17 protein-coding genes and 1 tRNA gene are annotated in these 20,416 nt (G+C 67.2%); 11 read left to right on the top strand and 7 right to left on the bottom strand.

Annotated elements, in window-relative coordinates; translation table 11 throughout:
- The first annotated feature begins 34 nt into the window (after positions 1-34).
- Complete coding sequence (gene uvrA / locus NL241_RS21295; RefSeq protein ID WP_494394963.1) at positions 35-2,545, top strand: excinuclease ABC subunit UvrA; 2,511 nt, start codon at positions 35-37, stop codon at positions 2,543-2,545.
- Positions 2,546-2,586: 41 nt separating this feature from the next.
- On the opposite strand, the gene NL241_RS21290 is transcribed toward uvrA, so the two are convergent.
- The gene (locus NL241_RS21290; protein WP_487696832.1) at positions 2,587-3,144 is read right to left on the bottom strand and encodes a TetR family transcriptional regulator; all 558 of its coding nucleotides are present in this window, start codon (positions 3,142-3,144) and stop codon (positions 2,587-2,589) included.
- A gap of 86 nt (positions 3,145-3,230) precedes the next feature.
- Between NL241_RS21290 and NL241_RS21285 the strand changes: the two genes are divergently transcribed.
- On the top strand, positions 3,231-4,127 hold the full coding sequence (locus NL241_RS21285; protein WP_494394962.1) for an SDR family oxidoreductase: 897 nt from the start codon (positions 3,231-3,233) through the stop codon (positions 4,125-4,127).
- 30 nt (positions 4,128-4,157) lie between these two features.
- Here NL241_RS21285 and NL241_RS21280 read toward each other — a convergent pair whose 3' ends face one another.
- Together NL241_RS21280 and ilvD are read right to left on the bottom strand one after the other, a co-directional pair.
- Positions 4,158-6,155 carry an HNH endonuclease signature motif containing protein gene (locus NL241_RS21280; protein ID WP_494394961.1) on the bottom strand — a complete coding sequence of 666 codons (1,998 nt, stop codon included), beginning with the start codon at positions 6,153-6,155 and terminating at the stop codon, positions 4,158-4,160.
- A gap of 162 nt (positions 6,156-6,317) precedes the next feature.
- Positions 6,318-8,162: a dihydroxy-acid dehydratase gene (ilvD, locus tag NL241_RS21275; protein WP_494394960.1), complete on the bottom strand. Its 1,845-nt coding sequence runs from the start codon at positions 8,160-8,162 to the stop codon at positions 6,318-6,320.
- A gap of 78 nt (positions 8,163-8,240) precedes the next feature.
- Here ilvD and NL241_RS21270 point away from each other — a divergent pair, with 78 nt between their 5' ends.
- Positions 8,241-9,077, top strand: coding sequence for a helix-turn-helix transcriptional regulator (locus NL241_RS21270; protein ID WP_494394959.1), 837 nt, complete (start codon positions 8,241-8,243; stop codon positions 9,075-9,077).
- Here NL241_RS21270 and NL241_RS21265 read toward each other — a convergent pair.
- From NL241_RS21265 to NL241_RS21255, 3 genes are all read right to left on the bottom strand, one after another.
- On the bottom strand, positions 9,042-9,587 hold the full coding sequence (locus NL241_RS21265) for an isoprenylcysteine carboxyl methyltransferase family protein (RefSeq protein WP_494394958.1): 546 nt from the start codon (positions 9,585-9,587) through the stop codon (positions 9,042-9,044). The genes NL241_RS21270 and NL241_RS21265 overlap by 36 nt on opposite strands.
- Positions 9,588-9,597: 10 nt before the next feature.
- Positions 9,598-10,704, bottom strand: coding sequence for a type III polyketide synthase (locus tag NL241_RS21260; protein WP_494394957.1), 1,107 nt, complete (start codon positions 10,702-10,704; stop codon positions 9,598-9,600).
- Positions 10,705-11,173: 469 nt separating this feature from the next.
- A tRNA-Leu gene (locus NL241_RS21255) sits at positions 11,174-11,259 on the bottom strand.
- A gap of 149 nt (positions 11,260-11,408) precedes the next feature.
- On the opposite strand from NL241_RS21255, the gene NL241_RS21250 reads away from it, so the two are divergent.
- Both NL241_RS21250 and NL241_RS21245 read left to right on the top strand, forming a co-directional pair.
- Positions 11,409-12,734, top strand: coding sequence for a M20/M25/M40 family metallo-hydrolase (locus NL241_RS21250; RefSeq protein WP_494394956.1), 1,326 nt, complete (start codon positions 11,409-11,411; stop codon positions 12,732-12,734).
- Between the two features lie 19 nt (positions 12,735-12,753).
- The gene (locus NL241_RS21245) at positions 12,754-13,284 is read left to right on the top strand and encodes a YbhB/YbcL family Raf kinase inhibitor-like protein (protein WP_487694967.1); all 531 of its coding nucleotides are present in this window, start codon (positions 12,754-12,756) and stop codon (positions 13,282-13,284) included.
- Positions 13,285-13,294: 10 nt separating this feature from the next.
- Here NL241_RS21245 and NL241_RS21240 read toward each other — a convergent pair whose 3' ends face one another.
- Entirely contained in the window at positions 13,295-14,098 is an 804-nt protein-coding gene (locus NL241_RS21240; RefSeq protein ID WP_487694965.1) for a GntR family transcriptional regulator, read from the bottom strand.
- Positions 14,099-14,220: 122 nt separating this feature from the next.
- Between NL241_RS21240 and NL241_RS21235 the strand changes: the two genes are divergently transcribed.
- The 6 genes from NL241_RS21235 to NL241_RS21210 are packed head-to-tail and all read left to right on the top strand — an operon-like array spanning position 14,221 to position 20,415.
- Positions 14,221-15,006 carry an inositol monophosphatase family protein gene (locus NL241_RS21235; RefSeq protein ID WP_487694963.1) on the top strand — a complete coding sequence of 262 codons (786 nt, stop codon included), beginning with the start codon at positions 14,221-14,223 and terminating at the stop codon, positions 15,004-15,006.
- Positions 15,003-15,296: a hypothetical protein gene (locus NL241_RS21230; RefSeq protein ID WP_487694962.1), complete on the top strand. Its 294-nt coding sequence runs from the start codon at positions 15,003-15,005 to the stop codon at positions 15,294-15,296. Before NL241_RS21235 ends, NL241_RS21230 begins: the two co-directional genes overlap by 4 nt.
- Before the next feature lies 1 nt (position 15,297).
- On the top strand, positions 15,298-16,857 hold the full coding sequence (locus NL241_RS21225; RefSeq protein WP_487694961.1) for a sodium:solute symporter family protein: 1,560 nt from the start codon (positions 15,298-15,300) through the stop codon (positions 16,855-16,857).
- Positions 16,854-18,104: a M20 family metallo-hydrolase gene (locus NL241_RS21220; protein ID WP_494394955.1), complete on the top strand. Its 1,251-nt coding sequence runs from the start codon at positions 16,854-16,856 to the stop codon at positions 18,102-18,104. The genes NL241_RS21225 and NL241_RS21220 overlap by 4 nt, the downstream gene beginning before the upstream one ends.
- Positions 18,101-19,501, top strand: coding sequence for an amidase (locus NL241_RS21215; protein ID WP_494394954.1), 1,401 nt, complete (start codon positions 18,101-18,103; stop codon positions 19,499-19,501). The genes NL241_RS21220 and NL241_RS21215 overlap by 4 nt, the downstream gene beginning before the upstream one ends.
- Positions 19,498-20,415, top strand: a complete 918-nt coding sequence (locus tag NL241_RS21210) for a phosphotransferase (protein ID WP_494394953.1) — start codon at positions 19,498-19,500, stop codon at positions 20,413-20,415. Before NL241_RS21215 ends, NL241_RS21210 begins: the two co-directional genes overlap by 4 nt.
- Position 20,416 lies beyond the last annotated feature (1 nt).

Here is a 20,416-nt window from a genome sequence, read left to right as displayed (position 1 = left end):
TGATGGTACGAGCATCTGGGTGAGAATGACTCAGATGGACTCCGATCAGCACGACGCGCGGGACCCGTACGTGCGCGTCTACGCCTCCCGCGTGCACAACCTGAGGTCAGTGGACGTCGCCGCCCCGCGTGATGCGTTTGTGGTGTTCACCGGTGTGTCCGGGTCGGGGAAGTCGTCACTGGCGTTCGGGACCGTCTACGCCGAGGCGCAGCGCCGTTACTTCGAATCCGTGGCGCCGTACGCGCGCCGGTTGCTGCTGCCCAACGACGCTCCGAAGGTCGACGACATCACCGGGTTGCCGCCCGCGGTGGCGTTGCAGCAGCGCCGGGGAGCCACGAGCTCACGCTCCACCGTCGGCACCGTCACCACCTTGTCGAACCTGTTGCGGATGCTGCTGTCCCGCGCCGGGAGCTACCCGCCCGGCGCGACTGAACGGCTGGACTCCGACGCGTTCTCCCCGAACACGACGGTGGGCGCGTGCCCGGAATGCCATGGGATCGGCCGGATCCACCGGGTGACCGAGCAGACACTGGTGCCCGACCCGACGCTGACCATCCGCGAGGGCGCGGTGGCCGCCTGGCCCGGCGCGTGGCAGGGGCAGAACCTGCGCGACATCTTGATCACCCTGGGTTACGACATCGACAAGCCATGGCGCAAACTCAGTAAACGGCAACGGGATTGGATTCTGTTCACCGACGAACAACCCACTGTCGAGATCGACCCCAGCCAGCATCCCGTCACCGCCGACTACTACTACAACGGCACTTTCTCCAGCGCCGAACGCCACGTGAGGCACACGTTGGCCAACTCCCAGAGCGCGATGATGCGGCGCCGGGTCCTGCAGTACGTCGACAGTGTGGACTGCCCCGTGTGCGGGGGCTCCGGGTTGCGTCCCGAAGCCCTGGCGGTGACCTTCGCCGGTCGCAACATCGCCGAACTGGTGGCACTGCCCCTGACCGTGCTGGCCGAAGTGCTGCAACCCGCTGCCACCAGGACGGAATTCGAGGCCGCCTACGAATCCACCGAGTCGGGCGAGTTCACCGAGGTGGCCACCATGATCGCCGCCGATCTGGTGGCCCGGATCGCGGTGCTGGTGGATCTGGGGCTCGGCTACCTGAGCCTGCACCGCCGCACCCCGACGGTGTCGCCGGGGGAGTTGCAGCGGTTGCGGCTGGCCACCCAGCTGCGGGCCGGGCTGTTCGGTGTCCTGTACGTCCTCGACGAGCCGTCTGCCGGTCTGCATCCGGCCGATGCCCAACCTCTGCTCGACGTGCTGGATCGGCTACGCCGCGCCGGGAATTCGTTGTTCGTGGTCGAACACGACATGGACGTGGTGCGCCGCGCCGACTGGGTCGTGGACGTGGGCCCCGGCGCCGGCGAACTCGGCGGCGACGTGCTCTACAGCGGGCCGGTGGACGGGTTGGCCGAAGTCGAACCGTCGGTCACCCGGCGGTATCTGTTCGGTCGAAAGAGGCCCGAGCGCAGCACCACCCGAACGCCGGCCGGGACCCTCGGACTGCGGGGCATCACCTTTCACAATCTGCGCGACGTCGACGTCGACCTCCCGCTGGGTGCGTTCGTCGCCGTCACCGGGGTGTCCGGGTCAGGGAAGTCGACGCTGGTGTGCAAGGTCCTCGGTGACGTGATGGCCCGGCAGCTGGGCCGCGCCGAGCTCACCGACGACAGCACCGAGGATTCCGAACTGCTCGACATCGACGCCGACGCCAGCATCGGTGTCACGGTCAACGGCGCCGAGATCATCGACCGGCTGGTCACCGTCGACCAGAAGCCGATCGGCCGCACTCCGCGCTCCAACCTGGCCACCTACACCGGTCTGTTCGATGCGGTGCGAAAGGCATTCGCCGACACCGATGAAGCCCGCCGGCGTGGCTGGAGCGCGGGCCGGTTCTCGTTCAACGTCGCCGAGGGACGGTGTGCGACCTGTCAGGGTGAGGGTTTTGTGGCGGTGGAGCTGCTGTTCCTGCCCGGCACGTACGCCACCTGCCCGGCGTGCCACGGCGCCCGGTACTCCGAGGAGACGTTGGAGGTCACCTTTCGGGGGCGCACCATTGCCGATGTGCTGGCCATGACGGTCGACGAGGCCGTGGACTTCCTGGCCGAGCTGCCCAGTGCGGCAAGGAGTCTGACGACGCTGCGTGATGTCGGGCTCGGGTATCTGCGTCTCGGCCAGCCGGCCACGGAACTGTCCGGCGGTGAGGCGCAACGCATCAAGCTGGCCACCGAGTTGCAGCGCGCCAAACGCGGGCACACGCTCTACGTCCTCGACGAGCCCACCACCGGTCTGCATCCCTCCGATGTCGAACTGCTGGAACGGCAGTTGCATCGCCTGGTCGACGCCGGCAACACCGTCGTGGTGGCCGAACACGATATGAACGTCGTCGCAGGCGCCGATCACGTCATCGATCTCGGGCCCGGCGGCGGGGACGAGGGCGGTGCGGTGGTGGTGGCGGGCACCCCCCGGGAGGTGGCTGCGCACCAGACGAGCCGGACCGCACCGTATCTGGCGGCCGCGCTGGGACATTAGGCACCTGCCTCGAGTCAGGCTTGCTCGTGGCCCGGTGCGGCTTACCGGGTGACGTTCCTGAGTTCGGCGAGGGTTTCGCGGATGTGCGCGGCAAATTCGCGCGCCGAGCGATCGGCAAGCCAGCGTTCGAAGGCGACCTTGAACACGGCGATCCCGGTCTCTGCGGTCAGGCTGGCCGCCGGCTCACCAATACCGCGGCGCCGCAATGCATCTCCGATGGTCGACGCCATCGAGGCCAGCTTGATCAGTTCGCGTTCCTGCAGTCCCGGGTTGGCTGCGATGACGGTCTGGCGTTTCCGGCTGTAGGGCCGACGCTGGTCGAAGAACCCGGATACCGCCGCCAGTGCGTCGGCGACGGCATCCAGCGGCGGCACTGTCGCGGGGACGGCGTCGAGGGCCCCGGCGATCGACTGTGCCAGCTCGTTGCCGCGGAACAGCACTTCGCGCTTGTCGGCGAAGTGCCGGAAGAAGGTGCGCTCGGTCAATCCGGCACGTTCGGCGATCTCGGCGACGGTGGTCTCGTCGAATCCGCGCTCGTCGAACAGTTCCAGTGCCGCCCGCTCCAGGCGGCCCCGCGCGTCCGGTTCCCATCGACCCATGCGGGAATTCTACGGCGATGACAGACGCTGACATCAGGCGTAGGTTGATGTCACCCACTGACATCGCACGGAACGAAGGAACGATCATGCGCATTTTTGTCACCGGTGCCTCCGGACACATCGGCTCACTGGTTGTCCGCGAGTTGCTCGACCACGGCCACCAGGTCACCGGCCTGGCCCGCTCGGACACCTCCGCCCGGGCGCTCGAGGCGGCAGGTGCCGGCGTCACCCGCGGAACACTCGATGACCTCGACGTCTTGGCCGCCGCTGCTGCAGACGCCGACGGGGTGATCCACCTGGCCTTCAAACACGATTTCGCCGACTACGCCGGTGCCGCCGTCGCCGACCTGAAGGCCGTCGAGGCCATGGGCGCCGCGCTGGAGGGCTCGGGCAAACCGTTCATCAACACCTCCGGCACCGCCATGCTGGCCATCGGGTCGGCGGGTGCGCTGGGTACCGAGAACAGCCACGTGGACCCGTCGGGAGCGCGCGTCGCCTCCGAAAACGCCACCCTGGCTCTGGCCGATCGCGGTGTCCGTGCCGCAGTGGTCCGACTGGCGCCCACCGTGCACGGACCCACCGACCACCACGGTTTCATCCCGACGCTCATCGCGAACGCACGAAAGACGAGACAGGCGCTCTACATCGGTGACGGCGCCAACCGCTGGCCCGCCGTTCACAACCTCGATGCCGCACGCCTGTACCGGTTGGCCGTGGAGTCGGCGCCGGCCGGTTCACGACTGCACGGTGCGGCGGAGCAGGGCATCCCGTTCCGGGACATCGCTTCGGCGATCGGCGCCCAACTCGGTGTCCCCGCCGTCAGCGTCACCCAAGATCAGGCCACCGAGCAGCTGGGCTTCATCGGATGGGTTGCCTCGCTGGACAATCCGACATCCAGCAAACAGACCCAGCAGCTACTGGGCTGGACCCCGCAACACCCGGGCCTGCTCGAGGATCTCGAGTCGGGACGTTATTTTGCCTGACCTCGGTCGGCCGCCAAATGGATGGCTTTCCTAAAAGGGTTGTCTCCGTGGGGGTTTTCCGAGGGCGCGTTGCAGGGCGTTGTGTTCGCGTTCGGCGTTGATGTGTTGTTGGCGGTCTTGGTCGCGGGTGCGTTTGCGGGTGGGCATGGTGATGCCCGGGTGCGCTGTGCGGCGTCTTGTGGGTGTCGGGGGTGGCAGGGTGGCGGTGGTGCAATCCCAGTCGGGGAACAGCAGTCTGCTCGTCGGTTGCGTGATGTAGGTGTGGCCGGTGGGTGCGGTCCAGCGGACGTCACCGTTGGGCAATTGCTCGTCACACCAGCCGTCACCGAAGGTCTTGGCGAGGTGGTGTTCTCGACACAGCACCTTGCCGTTGGAGGGGTGGGTGGGTCCGCCGTCGCCGTGCGGGACGGTGTGGTCGATGTCGGCGTATTCGGCTTTACGGGTGCAGCCGGGGAACCGACATCGCATGTCCCGGCATTGGATGAAGTCGCGGGCTTTGCCGGTGAACTTGTAGCCGCGGGCAGGTTCTGCGGGCGGGATCGGGAGTGCGGTGACGGTGGCGCCGTTGCGGAGCATGGCGGTGAGTTGGTCGAGTGGGATGAGGGTGCCGCCGAGGGTGACTGCGGGGCGGGGCCGTCGTGGTGGGGTGTGCGCGGCCGGTGTCTGCGGCAGATCCTGGGTCGAGACCTGCTCGGAGGCAGCGTCGTTCACCCGGTCGGCCGCAGCCTCAGGGGTGGCTGCGGTGGAGCCGCCGCCGGTGTCCGGGCCGCCCGGTTCGGGTGGGGGTGGCGGTGCACTGCCGGTGCCCCACGGCGACTCGCCCTCGTCCCCGTCGGGGTCGTCGGCGTCGGTGTCGCCGGCGCTGTCCGTCTTGTCAGGTGCTTCCAGCGGGGGTGGGGTGGTAGGCGCCCAGGGTGGCTCCTCCCCGTCGTCGTCACCGGGTGAGGTGGTCCACCAGTGCGACCAGTCGGGTTCACCGTCATCGGCGGCCGGTTCGTCAGGCTGCCCAGCCTCCGGCTCCGACTCGGGTTCGGGTTCGGTGGTGGCGGGGTTGTTTTCCCACGGTGGCGGCTGGGGTGGGGTGGGGATGCGGGCGGCTTCGGCCGCGGCGACCTCGCGGGCCAGCACCTCGTAGTCGATGGTGGGTGGGGCCGCGGTGGCATCGGTGGACTGGGCTTGGCGCAGGGCGTCGATCTGGGCCAGCACATGTTCCAGGGCACCGTGTTCGGCCAGCACATGAATCACCGCCGTGGGCACCGCCGAAGGCAGACTGGCTGCCTCGCAAGTGCGGTCACCGCACTGACAGGCCAGCCGGTCGTGACGGGCGTAGACCGCCCCTTGCGCCGCCGCGCGGAGCTCGCCTTTGCTGCGGGGATCGTTGCTGCAGACGGTGGCGGCCAGCGCATCCAGCACCCGCATCCCCAACTCCGCATCAGCCGCGGAGATCCGCCCATACATCGAGGCGGTACCGGTGGCGTCATCGCGTTTACCGAACCCCACATCACAGCCTTGGGCGGCCTCACGGTAGCGCCGCACCGCATCGGGGTCGTGTTCTTCGATGATCGCATCCACGGCCAGCACCAGGTCATCGTCGGAGAGCAGGGTGTAGCCGCCCGCGTGGGCGGCGAGCTCGGCATCGACGGTGGCCTGCACCGACGGCAGCAGCAGCTCGGTGCGGTAGATCAGGGTTTCGGCGACCCGGGTGTTGATCACCCCCGCCGCCAACAACGCCGCGATCTTCGGGGACCGGGCCAGCCCTTCGGCCAGCCGCATCTGGGTAGAGGCGCGCCGTGCGCTCAGCCGCATCACCGGGCCCACCTGATCCCGCACGGCGTTCCATTCGTCGTAGGCCCAGGTTTTCTCCTCGGCGGCGGCGTGGTCTTTGTGGTGGGCCAGCAGGCGGGCGATCATCGTCCATTTGTGCGCGACCATGGTGGCCTCAGCCCGGTGGAAGGCGCCGATGGCATCGACCATCGCCGCGGGGGACAAATCCCCGCAGGTGGTCGGATCAATCACGCCTTCGAACATGCTTTCGACACTACCCACGCCCACCGACAAGACATGCGCCACAAGGCAATCCACCAGCGCCAACGCCTACTTATCCACAGTCAGCACTTCATCCACAGCCCCGACGCGCGGGTCTTGACGCAGGGCAAGCGTGTTCCCTTACGTCACGATGGTTCCGCGTACTCAGAGCGCGTCGATATCCCGAGCCGCACCCTTGTCCGCTGACAAAGCCAGTGCCGCATAAGCTTTCAGTGCTGGCGACACCACACGCTGCCGGTCTTTCGGCTTGTACCCGCCAGAGGCCTCCAGAACCTGGCGGCGACGGTCCAGTTCCTCATCGGGGACATCGACCTGGATGCTGCGGTGCGGGATGTCGATGGTGATCAGGTCACCGTTTTCGACCAAGGCGATGACACCACCGGCGGCCGCCTCGGGGGAGACGTGGCCGATCGACAGGCCCGAGGTGCCGCCGGAGAACCGCCCGTCAGTGATCAGCGCGCACTGCGCACCGAGCCCACGGCCCTTCAGATACGAAGTCGGGTAGAGCATCTCCTGCATACCGGGGCCGCCCTTGGGGCCTTCGTAGCGGATCACCACCACGTCACCGGGCTGCACGCGCTTGTTCAGGATGGCGTCCACCGCGTCCTCCTGGGATTCCAGCACCACCGCGGGACCCGAGAACTTCCAGATGGATTCGTCGACGCCGGCTGTCTTGACGATGCAGCCGTCCACCGACAGGTTGCCGCGCAGCACCGCCAGGCCGCCGTCGGCGGAGTAAGCGTTCTGCAGGTCGCGGATGCAGCCGTTCTCGGCGTCGGTGTCCAGGCTCTCCCAGCGCTCGGACTGCGAGAACGCCGAGGCCGAACGCACGCACCCCGGTGCGGCATGGAACAGTTCAACAGCCTCGGCCGAGGGGGAGCCGCCACGAATGTCCCACTCGCGCAACCACTCCGCCATGGATCCCGCGTGCACGGTGTGCACTGTCTCGTGCAGGTGCCCGCCGCGCCACAGCTCGCCGAGGATCGCGGGGATGCCGCCGGCGCGGTGCACGTCCTCCATCAGGTAGTGGCCGTTGGGGGCCACCTTGCACAGGCACGGGACCATCTGACTGCGCTTCTCGATGTCCTCGAGGGTGTAGTCCAGTTCGGCCTCGCGCGCGGCGGCCAGCAGATGCAGCACGGTGTTGGTGGACCCGCCCATGGCGATATCGAGGGCCATGGCGTTGTCGAACGCGTCGCGGGTGGCGATGGCCCGCGGCAGCACGCTGGCGTCGTCCTCGTCGTAGTATTTGCGCACGATGTCCATCACAGTGCTGCCGGCCTTCTCGTAGAGCGCGCGACGAGCGGTGTGGGTGGCCAGCACCGAACCGTTGCCGGGCAGCGCCAGTCCCAAGGCCTCGGTGAGGCAGTTCATGGAGTTCGCGGTGAACATGCCCGAGCACGAACCGCAGGTGGGGCAGGCGGCTTCCTCGATGCGGGCAATGTCGTCATCGGAGACATCGGTGTTCACCGCGTCGGCGATGGCGGTCACCAGGTTCAGCCGGGTGCGGACGGTCCCGTCGACCAGGACGGCGGTGCCGCCTTCCATCGGGCCGCCGGAGACGAACACGGTGGGGATGTTGAGGCGCAGCGCGGCCATCAGCATGCCAGGAGTGATCTTGTCGCAGTTGGAGATACACACCAGTGCGTCGGCGCAGTGTGCGTTCACCATGTACTCCACGGAGTCGGCGATCAGCTCGCGCGACGGCAGCGAATACAGCATGCCGCCGTGGCCCATCGCGATGCCGTCGTCGACGGCGATGGTGTTGAACTCGCGCGGCACGCCGCCGGCGGCCGAGATGGCCTCGGACACGATCCGGCCGACGGGCTGCAGGTGGGTGTGACCCGGCACGAACTCGGTGAAGCTGTTGGCCACCGCGACAATCGGTTTACCGATATCGGAGCCGGCCACCCCGGCAGCACGCAGCAACGAGCGCGCCCCCGCCATGTTGCGACCGTGAGTGACCGTGCGGGACCTGAGTTCAGCCATAGCACACACCCTGGCATTCAGGGCGCCTACGTGGGAAGTCGGCGCTGATACTAGTACTGGTACTACTACGATCGACCTATGGACAAACGCACCAGGCAGCGTCTGGCGCTCGGTGAGTTCCTGCGGGCCCGCCGGGAGGCGGCGCCGCGTGCCGAACTGGGCTTTCCGGCCGTGCCCCGGTTGCGGACCAGCGGCCTTCGCCGCGAAGAGGTCGCCGTGCTGTCCGGAGTCAGCGTGACGTGGTACACCTGGCTCGAACAGGGCCGCGACATCAACCCGTCCAAGCAGGTGCTCGACTCGGTGGCCCGCGCGCTGCGGTTGTCGCCCGCCGAACGCGACTACGTGCTGGCACTCGGCGGGTACACCGCCGAGCCGGACGTCACCGGGGACGCCGGTCCGACACCGCCCCACATTCAGCGGTTCCTGGACGCCCTGGCCGGCTACCCGGCCTTCGCCATCGGGCCCACGTGGACCATCGGCGCGTGGAATCAGGCTTACGCCGCGCTATACCCGAATATCGAGACCACCGCGGCCGCCGACCGCAACCTGCTGCTGCTGGTGTTCATGGACCCCGCTATCCGGGAGTTGTTGCCGGACTGGGAAACCGACAGCAGACGGTTCCTCGCGGAATTCCGCGCCGAGGCCGGCCCGCGGGTGGGGGAGCCGTCCTACACCCAGCTCATCGAGCGGTTGCTGGCCGGCAGCGAGCATTTCCGCACGGGCTGGCAGGCCAGCAGCGTCGAACGGTTCGCCTCCCGCGAACGCCGGTTCTTCCACGCGAGCGTCGGAGAGCTGATCCTCGAGCACCATCAGCTGACGCCCGCCGACGCGCCGGAGATCCAGATCGTGGCGTACCTGCCCGCACCCGGCAGTGGCGCTTCAGAGCGGTTGGCCCAGTTGGTGTCTCGGGGCTGACCGGTTGGGTGGAGCGTACCCCAAGGCGCTGTTCTCGGCGCGGATCCGGACCGTCAACACCAGCGCGTTGGCCAGGCTGAAGATGATCGCGGTCACCCACGCCGAGTGGATCAGCGGCAGCGCGGCCACCTCAGCGGTGACAGCCGTGTAGTTGGGATGATGCACCCAACGGTATGGACCCCGCTGAACCAGCGGTGCATTCGGTATCACGATGAGGCGGGGGTTCCAGTGTCTGCCCAGGGTCGTTGCGCACCACCAGCGTACGGCGGTGCTGATCACCACGACAGCCACCATGGGCCAGCCGAGCCACGGGATGAACGGACGTCGCCAGCCCCAGACTTCGGCGACACAGGCGACCAGCAGAAGGGTGTGCATGGTCACCATCACGGGATAGTGGCCACGGCCGAATTCACGGCCTCCGTGGGCCATCGACCACCGGGTGTTGCGCCGTGAGACCACCAGCTCGAGCAGCCGTTCCACTCCGACGGCGAGGATTAACAGGTAGTACATCAGCCGGGCCTCACCAGCTCAGCAGCAGTAGTTCGAAGCTGAACCCGGGCCCCATCGCGAGCATCACGGCGAGCGAGCCCACAGGTGGCGGGTCAGCGATGGTGCGTCGCAGGACATCGAGTACCGACGCCGACGAGATGTTGCCGTTCTCGCGCATCGAGGCGGTGCTGTGTGAAAGTGCCTGCGCCGGAAGACCGATCGCGCCGACGATCGCGTCGATCACTTTCGGGCCCCCTGGGTGGCAGATCCAGGTGTCGATGTCCGCTGTGGACAGGCCGTGATCGGCGAGGAAGTCGTCGACCGCCGCCCGCAGGTGGTCCTCGGCCATTCCCGGGACGTCCCGCGACATCACCAGCTGGAATCCCGACGCACTGACATTCCACCCCATCACGTCGACCGTATCGGGGAACAACCTGCTCCTGGTGGCGAGAATCCTGGGATCCCGATGCACGCCGGGATGGGAGGGCACCCGGTCGGCGCCGGTGCACACCACCGCCGCCGCGCCGTCACCGAACAGGCATACACCGATGAGTGCGGGCACCGAGGTGTCCTCCCGCTGCAGGGTGAGCGAACACAGTTCGACGGACACCAGCAGCGCGACCTGGCCGGGGTAACCCCGGAGGTAGTCGTGGACGCGCGCCATCCCGGCCGCGCCGCCGACGCAGCCGAGCCCGAACAGCGGGATGCGTTTGACATCCGGTCGTAGACCGAGCCGAGTCGCCAGGCGTGCGTCGATGGTCGGTACGGCCACTCCGGTGCTCGACACCAACACGATGGCATCGACCTCGGCTGGGGCGATGTGCGCAGCGTCCAGTGCGGAACGTACTGCCTGTTCACCCAATTCGACGGCTACCTCGAGATAGGCGGTGTTCGCTTCGGTGAAACCCGACAGGCGGGGATACCGCTGCAACGGCAGCGCCAAGCTGCGGGAGTCGACGCCACTCGTGGCGGCGAAGCGCATGAACTCGGGTCCACCCATCGTGGTGAGCTCTGCCGCAACTCGAGCTTGGTCGTACCGGTGTTGTGTGAAGGCCACCGCGGTGCCGGCGACTCGCGGTGCACCACGGGTATGAGGAGTGCGTAGTTCGTGGATCGAGAAATGCGTTGTATCAGTCATGAAAACCAAAAGTACGAGCCCGAACAATGGATTTCCCTGACGGTTTGCCTAGACTTTCGGTGTGTGATGGAGAACACTTTCCGGGTTGTTCAACGCAATTTTTGCGGCCGATTCGGAGGCGGAATTGGTGCCGGTTACCAGTCGGGCTACGGCGGGGCTTTCGGCTATCCGGCCTCCCGTTGCTGCAGGTGGGCGCGTTCAACAACCACTATCTGTGGTGCAGCGAAAAAATCTCAAACTGTTTCTTGGTCGGCAATTCAGTGCGCGGAAATGGTACGCCTTGCAAGGCGCGTTGGTTGCGGTTGTGATGCCGGAATGCTCGCAAGATGCTGTGGGTCGATTGCGACGAATTCTGCCGCCGAAGGCACACTCAAGACGATTACTGGTGTTGGTGCACACCGACTCGACCGTGGCGCATTGGCCCCTCACCCCGCGCTGGCGCGCCACGGTGGGTCGACTGGGTAGTACGTGTCCGAGGGGGGACTTGAACCCCCACGCCCGTTAATAGGGCACTAGCACCTCAAGCTAGCGCGTCTGCCATTCCGCCACTCGGACCTTGTTTCGTGACTACCCGCTTCGGCTATTACGCGTGGCGGGCGACTAAGGCTATCGGATCGAGCCGGTTGATCCCAAACCAGGTTGTCACCGGCCCTGCACGGGCGAGGGTGGTAGGAAAAGGGCACGTCGTTTTCAGAAAGGGAAGTGTGGTCACTCCTGCGCATGAGGTCGTCGAGCTCGTCAGCTCGCTGATCCGGTTCGACACGTCCAACACCGGTGAGCTCGCCACCACCAGGGGCGAAGAGGAATGTGCCCGCTGGGTGGCGCAGCAGCTCGAAGAGGTCGGCTACCGCACCGAATACATCGAATCGGGCGCGCCCGGCCGCGGCAATCTGTTCGCCCGGCTGGAAGGCGCTGACCGGAGCCGCGGGGCGCTGCTGGTGCACGGTCACCTCGACGTGGTGCCGGCCGAGGCCGCCGACTGGAGCGTCCACCCGTTCTCCGGGGCCGTCGAAGACGGCTACGTGTGGGGCCGCGGCGCGATCGACATGAAGAACATGGTCGGGATGATGCTCGCGGTGGCCCGGCACTTCAAACGCGAGGGCATCGTCCCGCCGCGCGATCTGGTGTTCGCGTTCGTCGCCGACGAGGAGGCCGGCGGCAAGTACGGCTGCAAGTGGCTGATCGAGAACAGGCCTGACCTGTTCGAGGGCATCACCGAGGCCATCGGTGAGGTCGGCGGTTACTCCCTGACGGTGCCGACCCAGGGCGGGGGAGAGCGTCGGCTCTACCTGATCGAGACGGCCGAAAAAGGCATGTTGTGGATGAAGCTGACCGCGCGCGCCCGCGCCGGACACGGCTCGATGATCCACACCGACAACGCCGTGACCATTCTGGCCGAAGCGGTGGCCAAACTGGGCCGTCACCAGTTCCCGCTGGTGCTCAGCCCGGCCGTCAAGGAGTTCCTCACCGCGGTGGCCGAGGAGACCGGGTATTCCTTCGACCCCGACTCCCCCGACATCGACGGCACCATCGCCAAACTGGGCTCGATCTCGCGGATCATCAATGCCACCCTGCGTGACACCGCCAACCCGACCATGCTCAAGGCGGGTTACAAAGCCAATGTGATCCCGGCGACGGCCGAGGCGGTGCTGGACTGCCGCGTGCTGCCCGGTCGCCAGGCCGCGTTCGAGCGTGAGGTCGACGAGATCATCGGCCCCGACGTCACCCGCGAGTGGATCACCGAGTTGCCCTCGTACGAGACCAGTTTCGATGGTGATCTGGTGGACGCCATGAACGCCGCGCTGCTGACCGTCGACCCCGACGCGCGCACTGTGCCGTACATGCTCTCGGCCGGCACCGATGCGAAACACTTCGCGCGCCTGGGGATCCGCTGTTTCGGTTTCATCCCGCTGCGGCTGCCGCCGGAGTTGGATTTCACCGCTCTGTTCCACGGCGTCGACGAGCGGGTACCCGTCGACGCGCTGACGTTCGGAGTCGAGGTACTCGAGCATTTCCTGAAGAACTGCTGATTGAAAGGATCTGTGTTTCATGGCTTTTCCGTACAACCCCTACGAGTTCCTGCCCAAGCTGCCGAGCTTCACACTGACCTCGGACTCCTTCACCGACGGGCAGCCCTGGGGCAACGCTCAGGTCAGCGGACTCATGGGCGCCGGTGGGGAAGATCAGTCGCCGCAGCTGAGCTGGTCGGGCTACCCCGAAGAGACCCGCAGCTTCGCCGTCACCGTCTACGACCCAGACGCCCCCACCGGCTCGGGCTTCTGGCACTGGGCGGTGGCCAACCTGCCGGGCACCGTCACCGAACTGCCCGCGGGTGTGGGCGACGGCAGTTCACTGCCCGGTGATGCGATCACCCTGCGCAACGATGCCGGCCTGCACCGTTTCGTCGGCGCCGCCCCGCCGGCCGGGCACGGCCCGCACCGCTACATCGTGGCCGTGCACGCGCTGCAGGTGGAGAAGCTCGATGTCACCGAGGACGCGACACCGGCGTTCCTGGGCTTCAACCTCTTCGGTAACGCGATCGCCCGCGCCTTGATTCACGGGACCTACGAACAGAACTGACGCGGGTACGTCAGGCCAGGCGCTCCACGCGTCCGGCCGTCACTTCCATACCGTCGGACAGCGGGGACTCCGATCGCACCAGCAGCCGCGTCCGGTCGGCGCGGAACAGGTCGACGGAGTACTCGACGGCGCGGTTGTTCTGGTCATAGCCGACGCGCTCGAGCTGCAGCACCGGCGTGCCGGTGGGCTGTCCCAACAGCGCCCCCTCGGCCGCCGACAGCGACGCGATCTCGATCCTTTCGTCGACGACGGCGATCCGCACGCCCAGCCGGTTCCACAGCGTCCGGTACATCGACGTCATCTCGGTACGGAGCACCGCGGCCAGCTCAGGCCGCAGGTACATCTGTTCCAACGACAGGGTTTCGCCGTCGGCGTGCCGCAGCCGCAGCAGCGACACCACCGACTGCTCGGCCGTCAACTGCAGGGCGCCGGCCACCTTCGGGGGCGGCAGCACCAACCCCGCTCGGATCACCGTCGTGCCATCACGAAAACCCTGCTCCGCCAAGATCTCCGGAATGCCCTTGACGGTGTTCAGGCTGCGCAGCACACCGCGGCTGCGGCAATACGGCTGCGACGCCTGCACCGAGGCCTCCGGGGCGGCCACCGCGGTCAGGTATGCGCCGCCGGCGCGGCCTTTCACCCGTCGGATCGTCCCGTCCTGCTCCAGCGCTTCCAGCGCCTTGCGCACCGTGGTGCGTGAGGTGCCCAGCCGTTCGGCCAGCACCCGCTCGGCAGGCATCCGCGCCTCGCCGCGGCCGGCCAGTTCGTCGGCCAGCCGCTGCAGCGCCTGGTGTGCGTGCATGACCGCGAGCATGACTGCACGCTATCGGCGCCGGGCGTCGGCCGCACACCCACGGAACCGCTCACAGCCGCTGTTTACACGCGCTTAACGCCCGCCTCACCGAACCAGAAATGGTCTAACCCGACAGTCATGGGGTGACCGAACAGCGTCAGCGCCGCATTCAACTCGGCTTCCGCATGGCTGCCGAGGCCGGGGAGATCTCGCGCCGCTACTTCGAGGCCCAGGACCTCGACGTCGATCTCAAGGACGACGGATCGCCGGTGACCGAGGCCGACCGGAAGATCGAGTTGCGGCTTCGCGAGGCCGTCAGCGCGGAGTTCGCCGAGGACTCCTTCACCGGCGAGGAGTTCCCGGAGACCCGCGGCAGCAGCGGATTTCGTTGGATCATCGACCCGATCGACGGCACCAAGTCGTTTGTCCGGGGGGTGCCGCTGTACGCCAACCTGATCGCGCTGCAGGAGGGCGACGAGATCGTCTTCGGGATCATCAATCTGCCCAGCGCCGGCATCCAGGTCCACGCCGAGAAAGGCAAGGGTTGCTGGCGCAACGGCACGCGTGTCAGCGTGTCCGACCGCCCCAGCCTCGACGGGGCCTACGTGATGGCCACCTGGCTGGAGGACTGGGATCCTTCGGTGATCTCCGACCTGCACAGCCAGAATGTGGTCTTGCGCACGTGGGGAGACGCCTTCGGCTATGCGATGGTGGCCTGCGGCCACGCCGACGCGGTGGTCGACTACACCGCCCGCGCCTTCGATCTGGCGCCCATGCCGGTGATCCTCGCCGAGGCCGGCGGCCGCTTCACCAGTCTCGACGGCCGCGACGTCTTCGACGCCGGTCACGGGGTGGCCAGCAACGGGCGAATTCACAACCAGCTGTTGCCCTGGGTGGCACCGGCTTTCGAACAAGGAGTTCGGGTATGACCAGCTTCATCAAAGGATTGCCACGCCGGACCATCGTCGGTTTCTTCGGCACGCTCTACGCAGTGGCATTGCTGTTCGCGCTGTTCCCGCCACTGTATCTGTGGGGCAGCGGAATTCGTGCCAGCGTCCTCGGCGTCCCGTTCGCCATCATGTACTGGATCATCAACGCCCTGGTTCTGGGCCTCACCCTGACGGCGTTCTACGTCGTCGAAGACATTCGCGGCGAGCTCGACGACGACTCCACCGAACGCGACTCGACCGAACCTGGAAACGAAAGCCTCGGAGGCTGATATGTGGATCATGCTCAGCATGCTGGCGGTCTTCTACGCCATCGTCGTCGGAATCCTCTACGTCACCCAGCAGAAGACCGCGCCCAGCTTCGACGAGTACGCCGTCGGCGGTCGCAGCTACGGGCCCTGGTACGTGGCGATGAGCTATGTCAACTCCTGGTGGCCCGGTTCGACCTTCATCGCGTTCTTCGGACTGGCCGCCGGCGCAGGTGTTTTCGGCCTGTACGGGCTGGCCTATTCCTCGCTCGGGGTCGCCATGATGTACTTCATGGCCACCAGGGCCTGGCGCTGGGGCAAGAAGTACGACTTGCGTTCGCAGCCCGATCTGCTGGGTAAACGCTTCAATTCGCCTGCGGTGCGGGTGATCTCCAGCCTCATCGGCATCGTGTCCCTGTTCCCGTGGGTGGTGCTCGGCATGCAGGCGCTGGGTTCGGTGTTCGAACTCGCCAGCGCCGGCGCGTGGGGCGTCACCACCTGTTTGATCGTCGGTCTGGCGGTGATCATCATTCGCCAGTACTGGACCGTGCGGATGGGGATGCGCGGACTGATCATGACCGACGCGTTCCAGGGCACCGTGGCGTATGTGTTCTCCGCGATCGTGTGCCTGGTGCTGCTCTCCGGTGTCGCCGGTGGCCCGATCAGCTTCGCTGCTCTGGGTGACGTGGCTGACGAATACCTGGCACTGCCGGGCGACGGCGGCGCCTACGGGCCGCTCTACATCTTCGCCCTGATCTTCACCGGTGTCATCGGGTCACTGTGCTGGCCCACCAGCTTCCAGCGGATCTACACCGCCTCCAGCGTGCGGTCGGTCAAGTCCGGGACTTTGTGCACGGTGCTGATCTCGGGTGTCTTCTACACGTTGTTGATGTTGGTGGGTATCGCCGCCACCGTGATGCCCGATGTGGTCGAGGCCCCGCAGATGGGCTGGTTCACCATCATGAGCGACTACGGTGGCACCTGGCTGCTCGGTCTGGGCGTGACGATCGTGTTCGCCGCCTCCATGGGACACATCGACGGCAGTGTGCAGGTCTGCGGCCTGCAGATCGCCAACGATCTGGTCAACACCGCCAAGCGTCCGCTGTCGGACAAGCAACTGACCTACGTCGCCAAGACCTCGATGATGGGGTTCATGGCCGCCGCTGGTGTGGTGGCGTACGTGACCTTCAACATGGAGCGGCTGCAGCTGCTGGCCCAGATCTCCTACCAGGGCATCGTGCAGCTGGCGGTGCCGCTGTTCCTGGGCATCTTCTGGAAGGGTGGCAACAAGCAGGGCGCCATCGCGGGCATGGTCTCGGGCTTCCTGGTGGCCATGGTGCTGACGTGGATCTACCCCGACGACATCCGGGCACTCGGCAGCCTCACCGGCGGCATCGTCGGCATCGGCGTGAACCTGGTGGTGTTCCTGGCCGCGGCGTGGTTCATCAAATCCGATGACGAGGAGAAGGCGCGGGTGGCAGCCATGTTCGACGTGGCCAGGACCGCGGTCAAGGACGCCGACCCCGCACCTGACGAATCTCTCGAAGACAAGGTCCGCACCGCCGCCGTGGAGGGCAGCGCGTGAGCGATCTCAGCGATGAGGCATTCCTGCGCGACTTCGCCGAACTGTCGGCAATCGGGGCCACCCCCGCAGGTGGGGTCCACCGGGAGGCGGCCACCGCCGCCGACGGCCTGGCCCGCGAATGGTTGCGCGCCTGGTTCGACACGCACGGGCTGACATGCCTGGTGGATGCGGTGGGCAACATGTACGGCTGTGCGGAGTTCACCTCGGACGCCGACTACGTGCTCATCGGGTCGCACCTGGACAGCCAACCCACGTCCGGGCGTTTCGACGGGGCCTACGGTGTGCTGGCGGCGGCGTACGCGGCGGCCCGTTTGCAGGCCGATCCGCCGGTGGGCACGCGGCTCAACATCGCGGCGGTCAACTGGTTCAACGAGGAGGGCTCCAGATTCTCGCCCAGCCTGATGGGCAGCGGCGTCTACATCGGCAAGTTCGACGCCGAGGCGGTACTCGACACCGCCGCACCGGACGGCATCACGGTGCGGGAAGCCCTGCAGGACATCGGGTTTCACGGATCCGACACCGCACCCCGGGCGCAGGCGTTCGCCGAGATCCACATCGAACAGGGCCGGACCCTCGTCGACGAGGGGTTCGACATCGGCGTCGTCACCCGTAACTGGGCCGCCTACAAGTACGTCATCACCGTCGACGGGGAGCAGTCCCACACCGGGGCCACCCACATGCGGTACCGGCGGGACGCCCTGGTGGGCGCCGCCAAAGTGGTGCTGGCAGTGCGGGAGGTGGCCGACGAGTTCAACGCCGAATTCGGCGACGGTGCGCTTCTGGGTTCGGTCGGGCAGTTCACCGTCGAGCCCAACTCGCCGGTGGTGGTGCCGTCCCGCGTGCGACTGGCCGCCGATATGCGCGCCCTGGACATCGACGTGCTGGAGAAGGCGCACGCCGGCCTGATGGCGGCCTTCGCCGCGATCGGCGAGGTGACGGTCAGCGTCGAATCCGCCACGCTGCGGCAGTCCAAGGCCTATCCGGAATCCGGTGTGGCACTGGCGGGCGCGGTGGCCGAGGACCTCGGGCTGCGCTGGCGGACGCTGCCCACGATGGCCGGGCACGATTCGGTGAACCTGACCGATGTGGTGCCGACGGTGATGCTGTTCGTACCCAGTGTCGACGGGATCTCGCACAACGAACACGAATTCACCACCGACGCACAGATGCTGGCGGGGGTGACGGTGTTGACCGCCACCACGGCGCGGATGCTGACCGGTGCCCTCGACGAGGCGGCGCACGCGTGAATCACCTGCTCGACGGCGACATCACCGCTCTCACGACGGCTTACCGTACCGGCGAGGCCACCCCGGCGGCGGTGCTCGAGCACACCCTGAACCGTGTCGACGAGCGCAACCCCGCCATCAACGCGCTGGCCCATCTCGATGCCGCGGGTGCCCGTGCCGCGGCCGAAGACTCGACGAAGCGCTGGGCAGATCATGCACCGCTCGGCGCGCTGGACGGCGTGCCGGTCACCATCAAAGACAGCGTCCACGCCACGGGGATGCCGTGGCGGCACGGCTGCGCCGCCAACCGCGACCTTGCGCCTTCCAGCGTCGACGCCCCGCCGGCCGCCCGGCTCAAAGAGGCCGGCGCGGTGATCATCGGCAAGACGACGATGCCAGACTTCGGCATGATGGCCGCCGGGGTCAGCTCGCTGTACGGCATCACCCGCAACCCGTGGAATCTGGCCCGCAGCACCGGCGGCTCCAGTTCCGGGGCCGGTGCCAGCCTGGCCGCCGGAATCGCCTTCGGGTCCGTGGGTTCCGATATCGCCGGCTCGGTGCGACTGCCGGCCGGACACTGCGGCGTGGTGGCGCTCAAACCCACCCAGGGCCGCATCCCGCACCTGGCACCGTCCACCATGCGCTCGGCCGGACCGATGGCCCGCACCGTCGACGACGTGCTCGCCCTCTACGAGATCCTCAGCCGGCCCGACGCGCGCGATATCTGGAGCCTGGCCCCCGAGGAGGGCTCAGCGCTACGAGAACCGCTGTCGCCGAACGGGCTACGCATCGGTGTGCTCACCGAACTGTCACCGGGTTTCGCTGCCGACGCGGACGTGGCCGCGGTGGTCAGTGCTGCCGCCGCCGCTTTGACCGGTGGCGGCGCCATGGTCACGCCGATGGCCCCGGTGTTTGCCACCGATCCTTATCCGGCGCTGGACCGGGTGTTCCAGGTCCGCGCCGTCGCCGAACTGCAGGCCATCCCCGCGCAACGCCGCGACGACGTGCATCCGGTGATCCGGCAGTGGTGCGCGCCGGCAGCGGGCTATTCCGCGGCCGACTTCACCCGCGACAGCGAGGCCGTCGCCCGCTCCGCCGAAACCATGCGTACCGCCTGCGCCGCGTTCGACTTCGTGATCGCCCCGGTGATCCCGATGGTCGGTTTCGGCGCCGGGGAATGTGGTGCCGACGAGTCGGCGCCGCTGGCACACTGCGGTTTCACCGCGTGGTTCAACCAGACGGGCGCCCCGGCCTCTTCGGTCTGTTTCGGTTTCGTCGACGGTATGCCGGTCGGAATCCAGGTGATCGGTCCGCGCTTCGCCGACCGCGATGTGCTGCGCTTGACGAAATGGCTCGAGGGAGCCCGCGGTTTCGACCTCAGCTGGCCACAACTCGCCGCCGAAGGAGTTCCGTCATGAGCATCACCGCCCAGTTGAGCCGGCTCGGGCTGCCGCTGGATGACGAGGTGACCGCGGACCCCACACCCTCGATGGCCAGCCCCAGCTGGTGGGGTGCGGACTCCGAATGCCTCGATGTCCGGGGCAGCGAGACAACGCTTTTCGTCAAGAAGATGATCGGCCATGCCGGCGCGTATGTCGACGTGCCGCATGCTTTTGCCGCTGCCAGGGCGGCCGGGGAGCTCGGCGTCGCGCCCACGGTGTTGGCGGCCGATGCCGACGCCGGCGTGCTGGTGATGGAGAACTTCGTCGACACCGCCGCCACCGCCACCTTGGACAAATTCGACGACGACGAGGCACTGCAGGAACTCATCGACGTTCGTGCGCAGGTGCGTCAGCTCACCGAGATCACCCGCACCGCCACGGTGTTCGACGACATTCGGACCCTGACCGCGCTGGCCACCGCCAACGACGTGCAGCTCCCGAGAGATTTCGACTGGATGTTGCGGATGGTCGACATGGCCGAGAAACGGATCCTGGCAACGGGTTTCGATACCGTGCCCGCGCACGGTGACGGCAACGTGTCGAACGTCTTGCTGGTCGAGGACGGCCGAACGTTGCTGGTGGACTGGGATGTGGCGGCGGTGATGGATCCGCTGCAGGACATCGGCGTGCTCCTGGCCGAGGTGCGGCCGTTCGACTCCCAGGCCCGGGTTGCGTTCGAGATGGCCTGGGGCTCCTTCGATCAGAGCCTGTTCGACCGGGCCCGGGTGTACGGGATCGCCGACTGCGTGCGATGGGGTCTGATCGGCGCCTACTCCGACGCGGCCCGGCCGGGAACGCTGGAGTACTCCAAGCTGTCGGACTGGCAGTTCCTGCGCGCCCGCGCCGGGTTGGCCGACGTGCACTTTCACGATCGATTGGAGAGCCTGTGAC

Source organism: Mycolicibacterium sp. SMGY-1XX, assembly GCF_059132455.1.
The sequence above is the reverse complement of the archived record's forward strand: the minus strand, read 5'-3'. Positions and strand labels throughout refer to the sequence as shown.

Excerpts from the sequence above, each read along its gene's own strand:
- NL241_RS21245 (WP_487694967.1), top strand. The coding sequence starts at position 12,754 with ATGGCTTTTCCGTACAACCCCTACGAGTTCCTGCCCAAGCTGCCGAGC.
- NL241_RS21285 (WP_494394962.1), top strand. The coding sequence starts at position 3,231 with ATGCGCATTTTTGTCACCGGTGCCTCCGGACACATCGGCTCACTGGTT.
- NL241_RS21230 (WP_487694962.1), top strand. The coding sequence starts at position 15,003 with ATGACCAGCTTCATCAAAGGATTGCCACGCCGGACCATCGTCGGTTTC.
- uvrA (WP_494394963.1), top strand. The coding sequence starts at position 35 with ATGGACTCCGATCAGCACGACGCGCGGGACCCGTACGTGCGCGTCTAC.
- ilvD (WP_494394960.1), bottom strand. The coding sequence starts at position 8,162 with ATGGCTGAACTCAGGTCCCGCACGGTCACTCACGGTCGCAACATGGCG.
- NL241_RS21210 (WP_494394953.1), top strand. The coding sequence starts at position 19,498 with ATGAGCATCACCGCCCAGTTGAGCCGGCTCGGGCTGCCGCTGGATGAC.
- NL241_RS21290 (WP_487696832.1), bottom strand. The coding sequence starts at position 3,144 with ATGGGTCGATGGGAACCGGACGCGCGGGGCCGCCTGGAGCGGGCGGCA.
- NL241_RS21280 (WP_494394961.1), bottom strand. The coding sequence starts at position 6,155 with ATGTTCGAAGGCGTGATTGATCCGACCACCTGCGGGGATTTGTCCCCC.
- NL241_RS21260 (WP_494394957.1), bottom strand. The coding sequence starts at position 10,704 with ATGACTGATACAACGCATTTCTCGATCCACGAACTACGCACTCCTCAT.
- NL241_RS21265 (WP_494394958.1), bottom strand. The coding sequence starts at position 9,587 with ATGTACTACCTGTTAATCCTCGCCGTCGGAGTGGAACGGCTGCTCGAG.
- NL241_RS21270 (WP_494394959.1), top strand. The coding sequence starts at position 8,241 with ATGGACAAACGCACCAGGCAGCGTCTGGCGCTCGGTGAGTTCCTGCGG.
- NL241_RS21240 (WP_487694965.1), bottom strand. The coding sequence starts at position 14,098 with ATGCTCGCGGTCATGCACGCACACCAGGCGCTGCAGCGGCTGGCCGAC.
- NL241_RS21225 (WP_487694961.1), top strand. The coding sequence starts at position 15,298 with ATGTGGATCATGCTCAGCATGCTGGCGGTCTTCTACGCCATCGTCGTC.